Annotated in this window: 17 protein-coding genes; 5 read left to right on the top strand and 12 right to left on the bottom strand. The window is 33.5% G+C overall.

The window, feature by feature from the left end; translation table 11 throughout:
- The first annotated feature begins 233 nt into the window (after window positions 1–233).
- Window positions 234–866: a PAQR family membrane homeostasis protein TrhA gene (gene trhA, locus PXD56_RS14890; protein WP_276494135.1), complete on the top strand. Its 633-nt coding sequence runs from the start codon at window positions 234–236 to the stop codon at window positions 864–866.
- A gap of 20 nt (window positions 867–886) precedes the next feature.
- Here the strand turns inward: trhA and PXD56_RS14885 are convergent, their stop codons facing one another.
- Entirely contained in the window at window positions 887–1,312 is a 426-nt protein-coding gene (locus PXD56_RS14885; RefSeq protein ID WP_276494134.1) for a DUF4268 domain-containing protein, read from the bottom strand.
- Window positions 1,313–1,984 carry a ZIP family metal transporter gene (locus tag PXD56_RS14880; protein WP_276494133.1) on the bottom strand — a complete coding sequence of 224 codons (672 nt, stop codon included), beginning with the start codon at window positions 1,982–1,984 and terminating at the stop codon, window positions 1,313–1,315. It lies immediately after the preceding gene.
- Window positions 1,985–2,077: 93 nt separating this feature from the next.
- On the opposite strand from PXD56_RS14880, the gene PXD56_RS14875 reads away from it, so the two are divergent.
- Complete coding sequence (locus tag PXD56_RS14875) at window positions 2,078–3,247, top strand: THUMP domain-containing class I SAM-dependent RNA methyltransferase (RefSeq protein ID WP_276494132.1); 1,170 nt, start codon at window positions 2,078–2,080, stop codon at window positions 3,245–3,247.
- Window positions 3,248–3,468: 221 nt separating this feature from the next.
- Here PXD56_RS14875 and PXD56_RS14870 read toward each other — a convergent pair whose 3' ends face one another.
- The 4 genes from PXD56_RS14870 to PXD56_RS14855 form a co-directional block, all read right to left on the bottom strand.
- Entirely contained in the window at window positions 3,469–4,254 is a 786-nt protein-coding gene (locus PXD56_RS14870) for a DUF6048 family protein (protein WP_276494131.1), read from the bottom strand.
- Window positions 4,235–4,741: a DUF6452 family protein gene (locus PXD56_RS14865; protein WP_276494130.1), complete on the bottom strand. Its 507-nt coding sequence runs from the start codon at window positions 4,739–4,741 to the stop codon at window positions 4,235–4,237. The genes PXD56_RS14870 and PXD56_RS14865 overlap by 20 nt, the downstream gene beginning before the upstream one ends.
- 1 nt (window position 4,742) lies before the next feature.
- Complete coding sequence (gene rlmD / locus PXD56_RS14860) at window positions 4,743–6,155, bottom strand: 23S rRNA (uracil(1939)-C(5))-methyltransferase RlmD (protein ID WP_276494129.1); 1,413 nt, start codon at window positions 6,153–6,155, stop codon at window positions 4,743–4,745.
- A gap of 186 nt (window positions 6,156–6,341) precedes the next feature.
- Window positions 6,342–7,514, bottom strand: a complete 1,173-nt coding sequence (locus PXD56_RS14855) for a mechanosensitive ion channel (protein ID WP_276494128.1) — start codon at window positions 7,512–7,514, stop codon at window positions 6,342–6,344.
- Window positions 7,515–7,762: 248 nt separating this feature from the next.
- On the opposite strand from PXD56_RS14855, the gene rocD reads away from it, so the two are divergent.
- On the top strand, window positions 7,763–9,043 hold the full coding sequence (gene rocD, locus PXD56_RS14850) for an ornithine--oxo-acid transaminase (RefSeq protein ID WP_276494127.1): 1,281 nt from the start codon (window positions 7,763–7,765) through the stop codon (window positions 9,041–9,043).
- A 51-nt stretch (window positions 9,044–9,094) separates the two neighbouring features.
- Here the strand turns inward: rocD and PXD56_RS14845 are convergent, their stop codons facing one another.
- From PXD56_RS14845 to PXD56_RS14835, 3 genes are read right to left on the bottom strand one after another with little or no spacing between them, the layout of a single operon-like run.
- The gene (locus PXD56_RS14845; protein ID WP_276494126.1) at window positions 9,095–9,406 is read right to left on the bottom strand and encodes a CCC motif membrane protein; all 312 of its coding nucleotides are present in this window, start codon (window positions 9,404–9,406) and stop codon (window positions 9,095–9,097) included.
- The gene (locus PXD56_RS14840; RefSeq protein WP_276494125.1) at window positions 9,407–9,745 is read right to left on the bottom strand and encodes a CCC motif membrane protein; all 339 of its coding nucleotides are present in this window, start codon (window positions 9,743–9,745) and stop codon (window positions 9,407–9,409) included.
- Between the two features lie 18 nt (window positions 9,746–9,763).
- Window positions 9,764–10,069 (bottom strand): DUF2752 domain-containing protein, encoded by a 306-nt coding sequence (locus PXD56_RS14835; RefSeq protein WP_276494124.1) that lies wholly within the window; start codon window positions 10,067–10,069, stop codon window positions 9,764–9,766.
- A 59-nt stretch (window positions 10,070–10,128) separates the two neighbouring features.
- On the opposite strand from PXD56_RS14835, the gene PXD56_RS14830 reads away from it, so the two are divergent.
- Window positions 10,129–10,671 (top strand): Smr/MutS family protein, encoded by a 543-nt coding sequence (locus PXD56_RS14830; protein ID WP_276494123.1) that lies wholly within the window; start codon window positions 10,129–10,131, stop codon window positions 10,669–10,671.
- On the opposite strand, the gene PXD56_RS14825 is transcribed toward PXD56_RS14830, so the two are convergent.
- Window positions 10,672–11,178, bottom strand: coding sequence for a hypothetical protein (locus PXD56_RS14825; protein ID WP_276494122.1), 507 nt, complete (start codon window positions 11,176–11,178; stop codon window positions 10,672–10,674).
- Window positions 11,179–11,281: 103 nt separating this feature from the next.
- On the opposite strand from PXD56_RS14825, the gene PXD56_RS14820 reads away from it, so the two are divergent.
- Complete coding sequence (locus PXD56_RS14820) at window positions 11,282–12,427, top strand: cysteine desulfurase family protein (protein WP_276494121.1); 1,146 nt, start codon at window positions 11,282–11,284, stop codon at window positions 12,425–12,427.
- Here PXD56_RS14820 and PXD56_RS14815 read toward each other — a convergent pair whose 3' ends face one another.
- Window positions 12,428–13,078 (bottom strand): hypothetical protein, encoded by a 651-nt coding sequence (locus tag PXD56_RS14815; RefSeq protein WP_276494120.1) that lies wholly within the window; start codon window positions 13,076–13,078, stop codon window positions 12,428–12,430.
- Between the two features lie 9 nt (window positions 13,079–13,087).
- Complete coding sequence (locus PXD56_RS14810) at window positions 13,088–15,553, bottom strand: TonB-dependent receptor (RefSeq protein WP_276494119.1); 2,466 nt, start codon at window positions 15,551–15,553, stop codon at window positions 13,088–13,090.
- Window positions 15,554–15,556: the final 3 nt, after the last annotated feature.

Here is a 15,556-nt window from a genome sequence, read left to right as displayed (position 1 = left end):
TGCTATACCAAGTGGGAGAGTAGGTAGCCGCCTTTTTCGAAAGCCCTTTACAGTAATGTAAGGGGCTTTTTTTATACTATAAAATCTAGGCTTTCATGTTCCTTCTAATAATCTTCAGAGCATTATAAGATATTATATATTACACTTAATTTTGTTGCTAAGATTTTGCACTCTACCCCAATTTTATTCATAATATATGATTTGGTGTAAGTGTTCATGTTTCAATTGTAATTATGTTATATTCAGATTCATTAGAAAAGGAAGAAAAGTTTAATACCATTTCTCATGGTGTTGGTGCGCTATTGGCAATTATAGGTATGATTGTTTTATTATATACCAATACTCATAAATCGTCATATGCTACCTTAGGTATTGTTATCTATAGTATTTCATTAATAAGTATGTTAGTTGTATCGACGGTGTATCATGCGGTTGATAATAAGGTTTGGAAGTTAAGGACTAGAATTTTAGACCATATTAATATATATTATCTAATTGCAGGAACTTATACTCCTGTAGCTTTAATTACGCTTATAAATGGAAATGGCTGGTCAATTTTCTTTACAGTATGGGGAATAGCGGCTGTAGGGACTATTCTAAAATTGTTTTTTACTGGTAAGTTTGAAATTGTATCATTGTTTCTATATTTAGCCATGGGATGGCTCATAGTATTTGATTTTCAAAATTTAGTAGATAATACGTCAGAGTTAGGTATTAATTTACTCATGCTTGGTGGTGCATTTTATACCATAGGGATTTTATTTTATGCAATTAGAAAAATTCCTTACAATCACTTTATCTGGCATCTTTTTGTTCTATGCGGAGCAATAAGCCATTGGTTCTTTATTTATCTAGATGTAATCTAAAAAACTTGTAGAGGATTAAGTTACGAATCTATGATATCTTTGTATTCGTGGTAGAAAGCTTCTATTTTTAGCATGTTTGTATTTAAGAACTCCATCGTTTCTCGCCAAGTATTTTTGTTATGTATCGATACATGCTCTAATTCAATATACACTCTTGATATTTCTTTATTATTATCAAGAATATAAAAATCTTCAAAAATAGCATTGGGTAGATATTCGTCGTGGAAAATAGATTTTAAAGCCACCAGTTTATCCCATACTTTAATTCGTTGTTCAAAATCTGAATCTATGTCTATAGAGACGACAGCTTTTTTTAAATCGAAATGAAATTTAAAGGATAATCCTTTTACTTCAGTTTTATATAAAGTCCATTTGTTTGGGAATGATTTTCCAAAAGCAATCCAAAATTCTTCTCTTAGTTTTCTTGACTCTTCTTTACTGAACATCTATAAAAAATATGCGATTGTTATACCTAATATAATTACCAATAATTTTCTCAGGTTGAATTTATGGCCTTCAGAGCTTTCAAATAATATTACTGTAGAAATGTGTAAAAACACACCTATAACCAAAGCATTTAAATACATGCCAAAAGTAGATAGTATATCAGTAGTATGTGCCAAATAGGTGCCTATGGGGGTCATGATTGAAAATAGCAGCATAAAAAAGGCTGCATATAAAGGTTTAATATTTGAGCCTAGTAGAAATATACTCAATATTATGGCAATAGGAATTTTATGTATTAGGATTCCATAGATTATTGTGTCGTTTGTTCCAATGGGTAGACCTTCTAAAAGAGAGTGCGTACATAGACTGATAAAAAGTAACCAAGGAAAATTGGGGCTCTCTTTAGAAATATGCACGTGACCATGTTCAGCTCCTTTAGAGAAAAACTCTAGGAATATTTGAAAAAGAATACCTAACATGATAAAGACCCCTATAGATTTCGGGTCTGTTTTTTCATACACCTCTGGTAGCATTTCAAAAATTGTAAGTGCTAACAAAAATGCGCCACTAAATGCTAATAAAAGTTTAAAGGATTCGTTTTTCTGGGGCTTTGCAACAACCACAAAGAGAAAACTAATAAGCACTCCTAGAATAGGTAATATATAAATCATGTGATGCTGATAAACCTTTTAAAAAAGGAAATAGGTCATAAATTAAACAGGCGTCAAAATTAGCGTATTTTTGCGGTACGAGAAAAGATGAATATGGGTAATAATTTTAAAATGGTCGCAAAGACCTTATTTGGTTTCGAAGAACTGCTTTCTAAAGAGCTTAGAAATTTAGGTGCGAGTAATGTTGTAGAGGGAACTAGAAATGTATCTTTTGAAGGAGATACTGGTTTTATGTACAAAGCTAACCTATGTTTAAGAACAGCTATTAAGATTATTAAACCAATTCATTCATTTCGTGTAAGAGATGAAAATGATCTTTACAAAAAAATATATGCGATGGATTGGACAGAGTACCTTTCCGTTAGTGAAACTTTTGCTATTGATGCTACTGTCAATTCAGATCAATTTACCCATTCTCTATATGTATCTCAAAAAACAAAAGATGCTATTGTAGATAAATTTAGAGATACGGATGGTACAAGACCAGATGTAGATGTAAAAGATCCAGATTTACGTATAAACATTCATATTCATAATAATGACTGTAATGTGTCTTTAGACAGTTCTGGTTATTCTTTACATAAGAGAGGATACCGTACTGCAACAAATATTGCGCCTATAAATGAAGTTCTGGCTTCAGGCTTATTGCTTTTAAGTGGTTGGGACGGTCAATGCGATTTTCTTGACCCTATGTGCGGTAGTGGTACTATGTTGACGGAAGCTGCTATGATAGCTTGTAATATACCTGCCAATATAAATAGAAAAGGTTTTGCTTTTGAAAAATGGACAGACTTTGATGCTGAACTGTATGAAAAGATTGTAGATTCTAGTTTGAAGAAAACTAGAGAATTTCATCATAAGATTATTGGTTATGATAAAGCGCCCTCTGCTGTAAGAAAAGCACAAGACAATATAGAAAATGCAAACCTTGAGGATTATATCACGGTAGAAAGAAAAGATTTTTTCAAAACGGATAAGCAAACAGAAGGTACATTACATATGTGTTTTAACCCACCTTATGGAGAACGTTTAGATATTGATTTAGAAAACTTTTACAGTGCTATTGGTGATACTTTAAAACAGGGTTACCCTGGTACCAATGCTTGGTTTATTACCAGTAATCTACCTGCTTTGAAATTTGTAGGATTAAGACCTTCTAGAAAAATAAAAGTGTTTAATAGTCACTTAGAATCGCGCTTGGTGAAGTATGAAATGTACGAAGGTAGCAAGAAAGCCAAGTATCAAAAAAGAAATGAAGAATGAAGCTAAAGCATAAAGTCCTAATATATAATTTTTTAGCCTTTGCGGTCCTATTTGTTTTGTTTCGTTTTATCTTATACGTTTCACTCTCTATAAATAGTCTTTATTTATCGGCAATAGCAGCCATTGCAGCTTCTATCTTAGCTCCTAAATTTGCAGTCGCTAAAATTGAAGGACTTGAGAAAATTGTAATGAAATGGGTATTTATTAAAGGATTTAGGATCCTATAAACGTTCTTTTGGTCTTGGTGGGCCTTCTGTTTCTGCAGCGTTTTCAATTTTTTTCTTAACCTTGTTTTTCTTTTTATAGAGCGGTAAGAAATAAGAAATACTATAGTTGTAGCCAATTCCAAAATTACTGTCCCAGGTTACTTTATTAAAACCGGGTATCCATAAGTTAGGAAAGCGGTCGTCTTCTTTTTGGTGTAATAAAAGACCTAATCTAACGCTGGCTCCCATATAAAAGTTGTTAAAAATTTCAACTTTAGTACCAAAGACGGCTTCTATCCATGTTGCATTAAGTCCTGAGAAATTTTCAGGTATATCTGATCCGTTCGCAAAACTATCTGGATTCCAATATCTATTCGTATCAAAATACTGATAATTGTTCAATGTGTTTTCAAAAGTGCTAAATCCTAATCTAGCCCCCATGTAAATTAAATTATGCTCTCCATACCAGTTTGCATACGTGTTTTTATTGATACCTAGCTTAATATAATTACCAGAAGTGGTGAAATTATATAGATCCTCTTGTCTGGTCTTCTCTTCGTTACCAAGTTCAGCAGCTAAATATAAGTTTTGCGTTAATCTGTAATCTGCAACAATTTCAAAACCTTGATAATTATCATCTAGCGCGCCTGTTATAATACGACTTAAATCTATACCTAAACTGATCCCATAAGATTGTTTATGTACAACGGTATCTTTTGGGTTTAAGTCAATTGGCTTGTTTTGGCTTAATACCGAACAAGAAATTAATATGAATAAAAGACTAGTGAAAAATCTTGACATGTGTAGAATCTGAGTTGGTGACTAGTGACTTTGTTATTTCTATATCTTGAATCCAATTATCTGAATCTGCTGTTACATTTGCTTCTAGTTCATCATAATTAACTACAAAGCCACAACCACGAGACAAAAAATCTTCAATTCTGGAATATGTGAAGTTAATAGTATCTACATTTCCTGTTTCTGTGCCATCATCAGAACTGGCGGAGTCACTTATTAATATAAAACTTGTAGCATCTTCTTCAGTTTTTAAAGGAATGGAAATAGTACTTACCGTACTACGATCAGTAACCGTGTTGACAGTCACCGTTTGCCCAACGCCGACAACTCTTAAGGTGTTCACTTCTTTAAGACTTGCAGTGTCTAGAATATCATAGAATTCAATAACGAGTAGGGGAGTGTCTCCTTCTACACAGATATCGTCCTTTTCGCATGATGATGCAAAAATTATACTCAGAAACAGTAGTAACCCGAATTGAAATTTTCTCATTCTAAACTTTCTTTTCTAAAAGTACAACATTTTCAACGTGATGCGTCTGTGGAAACATGTCTACTGGCTGTACCTTGGTTATATCGTACATTTCCTTCATCAACTCCAAATCTCTTGCCTGTGTAGCGCTATTACAGCTTACGTAAACCATTTTCTTAGGTGCTATGTTCAATATTTGCTGTACTACATCTTTGTGCATGCCATCTCTTGGAGGATCGGTGATAATTACATCGGGCACACCGTTTTGAGCAATAAACTGTTCATTGAATACATTTTTCATGTCACCCACAAAAAAATCAACATTTTCAATTTTGTTTCTCTCTGCGTTTGCCTTGGCATCTAAAATTGCTTCTGGTACAGATTCTATACCTACTACTTTCTTAGCTTTCTTAGATACAAACTGTGCAATGGTACCTGTGCCTGTGTATAAATCATAAACCAATTCATCACCATTTAAATCTGCGAAATTTCGAGTTATTTTATAAAGTTCGTAGGCTTGCTCTGAATTCGTTTGATAAAAGGATTTGGCATTGATCTTAAATTTCAACCCTTCCATTTCCTCAAAAATATGATCTCTACCAGAAAAACAGATTATTTCTTGATCGTAAATAGTATCGTTCTGTTTTGGATTAATGACATATAACAAAGACGTAATCTCAGGGAAAGTTGTAGAAAGATGATTTAAAAGCAACTCTCTTTTTTCTTTATCATTTTCAAAAAACTGAACTAGAATCATTATTTCACCAATAGAGCTGGTACGTATCATTAATGTACGTAGCAAACCATATTGGTTTCTTGGGTTAAAAAATGTTAATCCGTTTTCAGTAGCAAATTTTTTTGTCTCTAAACGTATTGCATTAGATGGGTCTTTCTGTAAATGACATTTTTTAATATCCAAAATTTTGTCCCACATGCCAGGTATATGAAAACCTAAGGCATTTCTATCTTCTATTTGATTATCTGATCTTACTTCTTCAAGCGTTAACCAACGACTGTCAGAAAAAGAAAATTCCATTTTGTTTCTGTAGAAATACTTTTGTTCTGATCCTAATATGGGAGTAAGCTCTGGCAGGTCTAAATGTCCAATTCTTTTAAGGTTGTTTTCTACCTCTTTTTGTTTGTAAAATAGTTGATGTTCATAGCCCATATCTTGCCATTTGCAACCACCACATACATTAAAATGCTGGCAAACCGGATCTACTCTTTTATCTGAAAGAGTATGAAAATTAATGGCTGTTCCTTCAAAATAAGCTTTTCGCTTTTTTGTGGTCTGTACATCTACCACATCGCCAGGTACGGTATTGTTCAAGAAAATTACCCTTCCATCTGGGGCTTTACCAATAGTTTTTCCTTTTGCTGCAGCATCGGTCACCATCACATTTTCAAAAACTACTCGCTTTGTCTTTTTTCGCATTTGGCAAAAATAAGCATACCTCGGCATTTATAATAACTAATAAACAAGGTACCGTTGTTATATTTAGTTAAATATGATAGTTCTGGTAACTGGTGGTTTGTTTATCCTTATTTCTTAAATAAAAAAAGTCAGGAAATCTTTAAGATAAGACTCCCTGACTTTGAACAGTAAAATACTTTTGTACTACTATTTATTTTTATTGAATTTGTTCAAAATTCTTTCCATTTGTTTTCCAGCAGCTTCTCTACCACCTAAACCAAAGGATAGTGCAATAGTTACAGCAATTGTACCCAATGTAATACCAAAAGCCATGTTAATGATTTCATCACCTATGCCCATTGTTTTAAGGCCCATTGCCAAGAAAATTGCCAATATGCACATTCTTACAATTGATGCTACAAATAGACTGCTTTCGTCTTTAGCCATTGCTTTATGAGCTGTAGAAGCAATCCAATTACCGATAATTAAAATTACCAATCCAAAAAGTATGTTTCCAGATACACCTACAAGGGTATCTAATACATTGGTTAGTTTTTCAAATTCTAACTTTTCTAATGCAGTAGTAATACCAAAAAGAACTATGAAAAAATAAACTACATTACCTATAAGTTTTGCAAGGTTTGTGTTAGATGAAAGGCTACTTAAATTCATTCTATTAACAATACCGTCTAAATTTAAACTTTCTAACAAATCAGTTACTAAACCAGCAACAAATCTACCACCTATTACGAAGATTAAAAGAATTAGAACAGCAACAATTATTTTTGGTATTGCAGCAAAAAATTGTTCTAACATATGTGTTGCCGGTACAGAGATTGCATCCATATTTAAGATGTTCAATGCCGTTATTAATAGAGGAATAAATATAAAAATGAAAACTACCTTTTTAAGAATGTTTACTAAATCTAAATTCTCTGGCAATTTAAATTTAGGTACAAAACTTTGTATAGTTTCTCCAGATAAACCTACTAATTCAGAAACTATAGTAGCTAACATATAGCCAATGTAGCCTACTAAACCAGCTCCTACAATATTTGGTATATAGTCGGTAAAGCCATTTAATAAATTTTTGACAGGATCTAATACACTTGTCATGCCTAGCTTTTCTAAAGCCAACATGAAAACAAAAATCATGATAAAGAAGTATACTAATTTCCCAATAAAGGAAGAAAGTACAACTTTACCAGTACCAAGTTTGTTATCTACATTTGTTCGCTTAATTAATTTTGTAATAAGCCTTTTTAAAAACCCGGCGATAAACCATCCTATTATAAGGATAAGTATTGCGCCGATTGTAGTTGGTAAAAAATCGCCAACTGAGTTAGAAAGGCTAGTCATCATGTTCTCTAAATAATTCATAGTGTTCTTTTTATAATAAATTGGTTGTATTCATTAAGACACCATATTTTGTTAAAGGTCACACTTTATGGTAGTTCATAGGTTCTTTTCGTATTTATAGTAGTTCAAAAAAAATATTTATTAAGTTTGTAATTCTACAGGATGATTTCTCTCCCACGCTGAATTTTCTCCCCGATAACTTTTTCGGGATTTGAAAGGAAAAAGGTATAGAAGGAATTGCTAAAGTTTTATTTAAAGTAATTTTTATCATGTCAATTTTAGAAAACATCACTTCTAAGGATGCAATTGCATTAGAAGAAAAACACGGTGCTCACAATTATCACCCATTACCTGTTGTATTAAGCAAAGGTGAGGGTGTTTATGTTTGGGATGTGGAAGGAAAAAAATATTATGATTTCCTCTCCGCATATTCTGCCGTAAACCAAGGGCATTGTCACCCCAAAATTGTTAATGCTATGACAGAACAAGCCAAAACATTGTCTTTGACTTCTAGAGCATTTTACAATGATATGTTGGGTAAGTACGAGAAGTATGCTACCGAAACTTTTCATTTTGATAAGTTGTTACCTATGAATACAGGTGCAGAAGCTGTAGAAACAGCTTTGAAAATTTGTAGAAAATGGGCATATGAAGAAAAAGGTATTGCCGAGAACAATGCAGAAATAATTGTTTGTGAGAATAATTTTCACGGTCGTACCACTACAATAATTTCTTTTTCAAATGATCCGGTTGCTCGAAAGAATTTTGGACCATATACAGACGGGTTCATTAAAATAGAGTACGATAATTTATCTGCTCTTGAAGAGGTTTTAAAATCAAATTCGAATATTGCCGGATTTTTAGTGGAGCCTATACAAGGTGAAGCCGGAGTTTATGTACCTTCTGAAGGTTACCTAAGCGGGGCGAAAGCTTTGTGCGAAAAATATAATGTATTGTTCATTGCCGATGAAGTACAGACGGGTATTGCAAGAACAGGTCGTTTATTGGCAACATGTGGTAATTGTTCTTGCTCAGATAAGCATTGTAGCGGAACACCTGAGATTAAACCAGATATATTAATATTGGGCAAAGCTTTGTCCGGTGGAGCATATCCTGTTTCTGCAGTTTTGGCAAATGATAATATTATGGGTGTTATTCGCCCAGGTAATCATGGTAGTACTTTTGGTGGAAACCCTATTGCTGCTGCAGTTGGTATAGCGGCTTTAGAAGTAGTCAAGGAAGAAGAGCTTGCAGAAAATGCTTATGAACTAGGCGAGCTTTTTAGAGCTGAGCTAAATAAATTTATTCCTACTACAGATTTGGTTAATAGTGTAAGGGGTAAAGGTCTTTTAAATGCAATACTCATTAATGACAGTGAAGATAGTTCTACTGCTTGGGACATTTGTATGGCTTTAAAAGAAAACGGATTACTAGCAAAACCAACTCATGGTAATATTATAAGATTTGCACCGCCATTGGTGATGACAAAAGAACAACTTCTAGATTGTGTTTCTATCATAATTAAAACGTTACAAGAGTTTAAAAATTAGAAATAAAAAATCCCCGATGTAAATCGGGGATGTTTTTTGAATACTATTTCCTTATTGAAAATCGGCTGTTGCAAAGAAAGCGATGATCAATCCGAAATACAGAATACAAAATACTAAGTAAATAAGTGCTAGTGCTAGACCTATATAAGAAAGTATTCTTCCTGTACTAATATTTTCATATCCTCTATAGTTACCAGGGTTAGCTTCAAAATAATTCTTAGCTTTTTTAGCATTGCTTAACCCAATGAAACTGAAGATGGCTCCAAAGGGACCACAACAGAAAAGAGTTAGGGCAATAGATAAAATGCCAAAAGTTAAAGCGTTGCTAGAACCTGGTATTTGTTGATATTCTGAATTGTTCATTTATTCCATTGGTATTCCAAGTTGCTCATAAATTTCAGAGGTTTGCTCCATGTATGCATCCCAACCACCCATAGAAACTATTGAGTATACAGTCCATAATAATGATAGAGCTCCAAGAACTAGACCTATTATAGCAACAATTTTAGTTGTCTTAAGAGTGCTGAAGTTGGAATATTCTTGTGGATTTTCCTGATAAGTTTTAGTGTCTTTGTTTACTAAAATTAATGCAATACCAGACATAATAACACCTCCTATACCAGCACTTACGCAGCAGCATAAAAAAGAGACGATACTCAAAATAAGAGCGATAGTTACATTAGGTAATTTTTGTTGTTCCATAATTTAAAGGTTTAGTTATTAGATGAATTTTAATATGTAATTGGTTAATATTAAACCTACGGTACTTACCATAAGTGTAATAGTAATTGTATTTGAGTGTTTAACAGGGTATAACTTATTAAGTCCTAAAAAACCAAAAAGTAAAAGCATTGGGTAAATGGCAGGATACATTAAAAATGCAGATGTAAACTCGCCTTTTATTAAAAATAATAGGGAACGTTGTAAGCCACAACCAGGACAATCAACCCCTATTATCTGTTTGGTGAAGCAGGGTAGCATAAAACTTTCAAGTCCAAGAAAAATAATTAATGCCTTAATGCGCATCTATAAATAAATTAGTAGTCCGAAAATTACCATTATTTTTGTGTATTCAAAATAAAAACATGCCTCATTTTAATATTGGTGATACCGTAGAAACTATTGATGATGTTATAAAAGGTGTTGTCGAGTCTATTGACGGTACTAATATTACTATGTTGAGCGATGATGGTTTTCCGTTAACGTATGCCGCTCATGAACTGGTTTTAATTGCCGATGATATTCGCGTTTCTAATTATGAAGTCGCTAAAATTAAAAAGGAAAAGGAAATACCTAAGCGTAAAAAAACAAGAGTTCTAAAGTCTAAGGAACGTACAGCACCAAAAATGGAAGTTGATTTGCACATAAATCAACTTATCAAGAACCCTAAATCTATAAGTAAGTTTGATATGCTTACTTTACAGTTAGATACCGCAAAACGACAATTAGATTTTGCTATTAGTAAAAGAATACAAAAAATTGTATTCATACATGGTGTTGGTGAGGGTGTATTGAAAGAAGAACTTGGCTACTTGTTTAGAAAATATGATAATGTAAAATATTACGATGCCGATTATCAAAAATATGGGCTAGGTGCAACCGAAGTTTATATTTTTCAAAACTTCTAGTTATTCTACTGTAGTGGTTACCGTGCCAAAATCATTAACCTGTAAATCTGTAATTCTACTACCATTTTCATTTAAAAAAGTAACACCACTTAATTGAATGAAATGACTGTATGTAATATTGTCTTCGGTAGTGGTGGTGACAAAAATACTACCTGCCTCAGCCTCAATTTCTTCTAGAACTGTTGGTGTAAGTGGTGGTGGTGAATCACAAAAATAACTACTGCTAACGGTCTCAGAGAAAATACGGTACGTAATTTGAGAACTTCCAGGAACAAGACTCTCAATTTCAGTAGTTGAAACTTCGTTTTTCAATAGTTCACTAGGAAGATTTAATATTAATGCTTCGTCACCGTTTATTTTAAACAATACATTTTCTGTTGTAGAAGAAATTTCATTGCAACTTTCAATCGTTTCAATACTGTCAAAATCAACAGTTTCTATCTGTATGTCGCCATCATTGCAGCTAAAGAATAATACGGAACAGCCAATTAAAAGGTATTTTTTCATATTTCAAATTTAGTTTAAAATTTGTAAATCTGTCTGTAGCATCACTGTCATTTATAGGTTAATTAACTATTTTTGTTCATTATTTATTTTAGAGTACGTCTATATGAAACAAGTATATTTAGATAACGCCGCTACTACGCAAGTTCACCCTAATGTAATTGCAAAAATGCAAGATGCCTTAGCTATATATGGAAACCCTTCTTCTACTCATAGTTTTGGTAGAACGGCAAAAACAGCCATTGAAAGTGCACGTAAAACCATTGCTAAGTATATGAATGCACAGCCGTCAGAAATTATATTTACATCTGGTGGTACAGAAGCTGATAATATGATTATTAGATGTGCAGTGCGTGATCTTGGCGTAAAAACTATTATTACTTCTAGAATTGAGCACCATGCAGTTTTACACACCGTAGAAGAGTTAGAACAAAAAGAGCTAATTCAGCTTTTATATGTCGACTTAGATGCATTTGGTAATCCAGATATTACTCATTTAGAAACGCTTTTACAGAAAGATGATTCTAAAAAATTGGTAAGCTTAATGCATGTAAACAATGAGATAGGTAATAAAATCAATTTAGAGGAAATTACGCTCTTGGCTAAAAAGTATGATGCACTCGTGCATTCAGATACCGTACAGTCATTAGGACATTATAATTGGGATGTTAAAGCATTTCCTATAGATTTCTTAGCTGCCGCAGCGCATAAGTTTCACGGACCAAAAGGGATTGGTTTTGCTTTTATTCGTAAGAATTCAGGTTTAAGCTGTATGATTTCAGGTGGTTCTCAAGAACGTGGTCTTAGAGCTGGTACGGAATCTTTTCATAACATTGTTGGTCTTGAAGAAGCTTTTGTTCATGCCTACGAAAACCTAGAAGAAGAAAAGAAATATGTTGAAGGCATAAAATCTTACTTCATAGATCAGATAAATAAAGAAATACCTGGAGTCAAATTTAATGGACATTCGGGTAATTTGGAGAAGAGTACCTATACCTTGGTTAATGTGTGCTTACCTATTACTGAAGAAAAAGCTATGCTGCTGTTATTTAATTTAGATATGAAAGGTATTGCTTGTTCTAAGGGTAGTGCTTGTCAGTCTGGTAGTGATGCAGGTTCTCATGTGCTTACCCAAATATTATCTGCTGAGGATATGAAAAAACCATCAGTTCGTTTTTCATTCTCAACATATAATACCAAAGAAGATGTTGATTATACTATTGCAGCTTTAAAGGATATTGTTGAGGCGTAATTAGTTTTTACGATCTCTTTTACGCTCTCTCTCGTACGGGAATTTTCTAATTGCTAATTTCATCATGCGATCAATAAGGTCAGTGGTATTCTTGCCAGTTTTCTTATTGATTTCCTTTTCGTATTTCCAAAGAAGCTTGCCAGAATTGCCATCGCTTATTTTAATGCCTATTCTACCGTAATTTGCTCCTCCTGAGAAGTAGTCGGTAAAACTGAACTCTGTTGGTATACCGTTAGATAACAGTATATTCAAATCTAAAGTACCGCTAATTATACCGTCAACGCCTAAAATTTCACTAAGCTCTTTTGTAGTATATACGTCAATATTGTCGTAACTGATATTCTTCTTGGCAAGAATAGCTGCCGTATTTTCAATATTTTGAAAAGTTACCGGTAGTTTTTTCTTTTTACTTCGCTTAGAGAAATAAGTCTCTAACGCATTTTGTACAGCGTAACCTTCGTTCTCTTCTAACCTTTTTTGTTCCGTTTTAGATACCTTTTCGTTTAAATCTAAATTGGTTAAAAAAGGGATAATAGCTAAAACATTATGGTCAGAACTCAAGTTGTCAAAACTCGGGCTTTCATATATATTTTTCTGAGCCATTACAGTAAAAGAAGAAATAAGTACTAGTAAGAAAAGTATTCTTTTCATTTGTATTGTTTAAAGGCGTATACCTAATTTTAAATTTAAAACCCTAGAAGTAAGATAATTTGGTACAGTATATTCATTTTTACTGTCGGCATCTCTTACCCAAGTATTGGTAATTGAATTTTGATTATTGAATAAGTTGAAAATTTCAAAACCTAAACTCAATTCTTTAAAATTACTTAGCCAATGTGTTTTTGGAAATTGTTTGTTCTTATTTGCAAAAATATAGGAAATTCCTAAATCTGCACGTTTATAATCTCTTAATCTATTCTGAAAAATATATGGATCGGCATAACTTGGAGACCCGCCAGGAACACCTGTTTGATAAACCAAATTCAAATACATTTTTAAATCAGGTATGGTAGGTATGTAATCTTGAAAGAGAATACCAAATTTTACGCGTTGATCCGTAGGTCGGGGAATATAGCCTCTATTATTTCTATTCTCCTCGGTTTTTAAATATCCAAGACTTACCCAAGACTCTGTTCCAGGTACAAAAGCACCGTTTAATCTTACTTCTGCTCCATATACATAAGCTTCCGCCTCATTGTTAGCGGCATAACGAATGCGAACATCTTCTAAGGTATATGCATTTACATTTTCTAATTTCTTGTAATACCCTTCAGTAATTAGTGTAAAAGGTCTATCCCAAAGAAGAAAACTATACTCGTTACCTGCAACAATATGAAATGATTTTTGAGCTTTGACATTTGGCTGTATAGTACCCGTTTTATCACGTAATTCTCTGTAAAATGGTGGTTGGTGGTATACTCCTGTCGATAACCTAAAGAGCATGTCTTTATTCCAGTTGGGCTTTATAGCAAACTGTGCACGCGGGCTTAATACGGTTTGTGATACCTTTTCAACTCCGGTTCCACTAACCGTCCAATGGTGAGAGCGTACACCAATGTTATAATAAACATCTGCATTGCTCCATGTTTTATGTGTTCCTAATTGAGCGTAACCAGAAAACCTATTTGTCTTTACAAAGTTTAAAGCACTTAATCCGCTATATGCTTCTAAAGGCGCATCAAAGGGTTCAGAAGGCTGATTGTTTATGAATTCACTTCTAGGTGGTCTAATGGAAAATCCTGCAGAGTCAATAAATTCGGACTCACGTAATTGATCTCGAATATCTTCATGAGTATATTTTGCTCCCCATTCCAATACAGAGTTACCCATGGTATGTGAGCCTTTGTGTTCTAGATTAAAGATTAAGGCATCTAAATCATTTCTTGTTCTATTGAATTGTGAACCTATTCCGCGAGAAGTCAATACCTCGCCAGCAGTATCACTACCTAAATTACTATCAACATCACCAAGCTCATATGCTGCAACTACATCTGAATATTCTTCTTCTGTGGTATGATAGATAGATGATATCAATTTTAACGTTGTGTTCTCATTTAAATAATAGCTTCCTTTTAAAGCACCCAAAGCCGTGGTGTATTTGTTGGTTTCTTGACCTTGATAATACACGACCAGTGCCTGCGGGTTGTCTATGGTGCCAAAATTAGTCTGTCTGTTTAAAGGCTCATTCTTGTAATCGTTAATAGCTAGGTTACCTAGAAAATTCAACTGAAATTTAGGGGAGAAACGGTAGGTCAAGTAGCTTTGAATATCTGTAAATGCCGGATTAAAATTACTTTCTGTCTGCTGGCTATTAACCAATAGTGAATTATTTCTGTAACGAATACCAGATACCGAGCTCAGTTTTTGGTTTTTAGAAACCGTTTCTAAACTAGCACTTGCGCCAAGAAAACTTACATCTGCACGGAGAGAAAATAGAGTAGGGGTCTTATATTTAATATCTAATACGGAAGCCAGCTTATCACCATACTTCGCTTGAAAACCACCAGCTGAAAACTTTACATTCTGTACCAGGTCACTGTTTACAAAGCTTAAGCCTTCTTGTTGTGCAGAACGAATTAAAAAGGGTCTGTAAACTTCTATTTCGTTTACATATACCAAGTTTTCGTCGTAATTACCACCACGTACCGCATATTGCGTACTTAATTCGTTATTGGAAGATACCCCCGGTAAGAGTTTTAATATGGTTTCTACCCCTGAATTGGCTCCGGGTATTTTTCTGATTTTTTCTGGAGAAATGTTTAAAATGTTACTCGCTTCTTTTTCTCCAGTGGCAGAAACGGTTACGCCGTCTATTTGTGTGACATCACTTTTTAAGACAGGATTGAACTCAAAGGTTTCGTTTGTATTCAATATTAATTTTTCCAATACCACATCTAGGTAGGCAATATGTGAAAAAACTATGGTATTCTCTATGTCTGAAGTAATCTCTAAAATATAGAATCCATCAGAATTTGTTGTGGTTCCAAAATCTTTACTTGAAATATTTACATTAGGCAAAGGTTCATTATTATCACCTAAGACAATACCTGAAATAGTAGCGTTCTGAGCAAAAGCAATGGAGCTGCACAGCAGAAGTATCAGGCTTAGAACGTTATGTAATTTCAACTA

It is taken from the genome of Maribacter zhoushanensis (assembly GCF_029350975.1).
GTDB classification, from domain to species: domain Bacteria; phylum Bacteroidota; class Bacteroidia; order Flavobacteriales; family Flavobacteriaceae; genus Maribacter; species Maribacter zhoushanensis.
Note: the sequence above shows the minus strand (reverse complement) of the source record. Positions and strands in the feature narration are given on the sequence as shown.

Bases quoted from the DNA above. Each gene is read 5' to 3' on its own strand.
- trhA (WP_276494135.1), top strand. From the start codon at position 234: ATGTTATATTCAGATTCATTAGAAAAGGAAGAAAAGTTTAATACCATT.
- PXD56_RS14885 (WP_276494134.1), bottom strand. From the start codon at position 1,312: ATGTTCAGTAAAGAAGAGTCAAGAAAACTAAGAGAAGAATTTTGGATT.
- PXD56_RS14880 (WP_276494133.1), bottom strand. From the start codon at position 1,984: ATGATTTATATATTACCTATTCTAGGAGTGCTTATTAGTTTTCTCTTT.
- PXD56_RS14875 (WP_276494132.1), top strand. From the start codon at position 2,078: ATGGGTAATAATTTTAAAATGGTCGCAAAGACCTTATTTGGTTTCGAA.
- PXD56_RS14870 (WP_276494131.1), bottom strand. From the start codon at position 4,254: ATGTCAAGATTTTTCACTAGTCTTTTATTCATATTAATTTCTTGTTCG.
- PXD56_RS14865 (WP_276494130.1), bottom strand. From the start codon at position 4,741: ATGAGAAAATTTCAATTCGGGTTACTACTGTTTCTGAGTATAATTTTT.
- rlmD (WP_276494129.1), bottom strand. From the start codon at position 6,155: ATGCGAAAAAAGACAAAGCGAGTAGTTTTTGAAAATGTGATGGTGACC.
- PXD56_RS14855 (WP_276494128.1), bottom strand. From the start codon at position 7,514: ATGAATTATTTAGAGAACATGATGACTAGCCTTTCTAACTCAGTTGGC.
- rocD (WP_276494127.1), top strand. From the start codon at position 7,763: ATGTCAATTTTAGAAAACATCACTTCTAAGGATGCAATTGCATTAGAA.
- PXD56_RS14845 (WP_276494126.1), bottom strand. From the start codon at position 9,406: ATGAACAATTCAGAATATCAACAAATACCAGGTTCTAGCAACGCTTTA.
- PXD56_RS14840 (WP_276494125.1), bottom strand. From the start codon at position 9,745: ATGGAACAACAAAAATTACCTAATGTAACTATCGCTCTTATTTTGAGT.
- PXD56_RS14835 (WP_276494124.1), bottom strand. From the start codon at position 10,069: ATGCGCATTAAGGCATTAATTATTTTTCTTGGACTTGAAAGTTTTATG.
- PXD56_RS14830 (WP_276494123.1), top strand. From the start codon at position 10,129: ATGCCTCATTTTAATATTGGTGATACCGTAGAAACTATTGATGATGTT.
- PXD56_RS14825 (WP_276494122.1), bottom strand. From the start codon at position 11,178: ATGAAAAAATACCTTTTAATTGGCTGTTCCGTATTATTCTTTAGCTGC.
- PXD56_RS14820 (WP_276494121.1), top strand. From the start codon at position 11,282: ATGAAACAAGTATATTTAGATAACGCCGCTACTACGCAAGTTCACCCT.
- PXD56_RS14815 (WP_276494120.1), bottom strand. From the start codon at position 13,078: ATGAAAAGAATACTTTTCTTACTAGTACTTATTTCTTCTTTTACTGTA.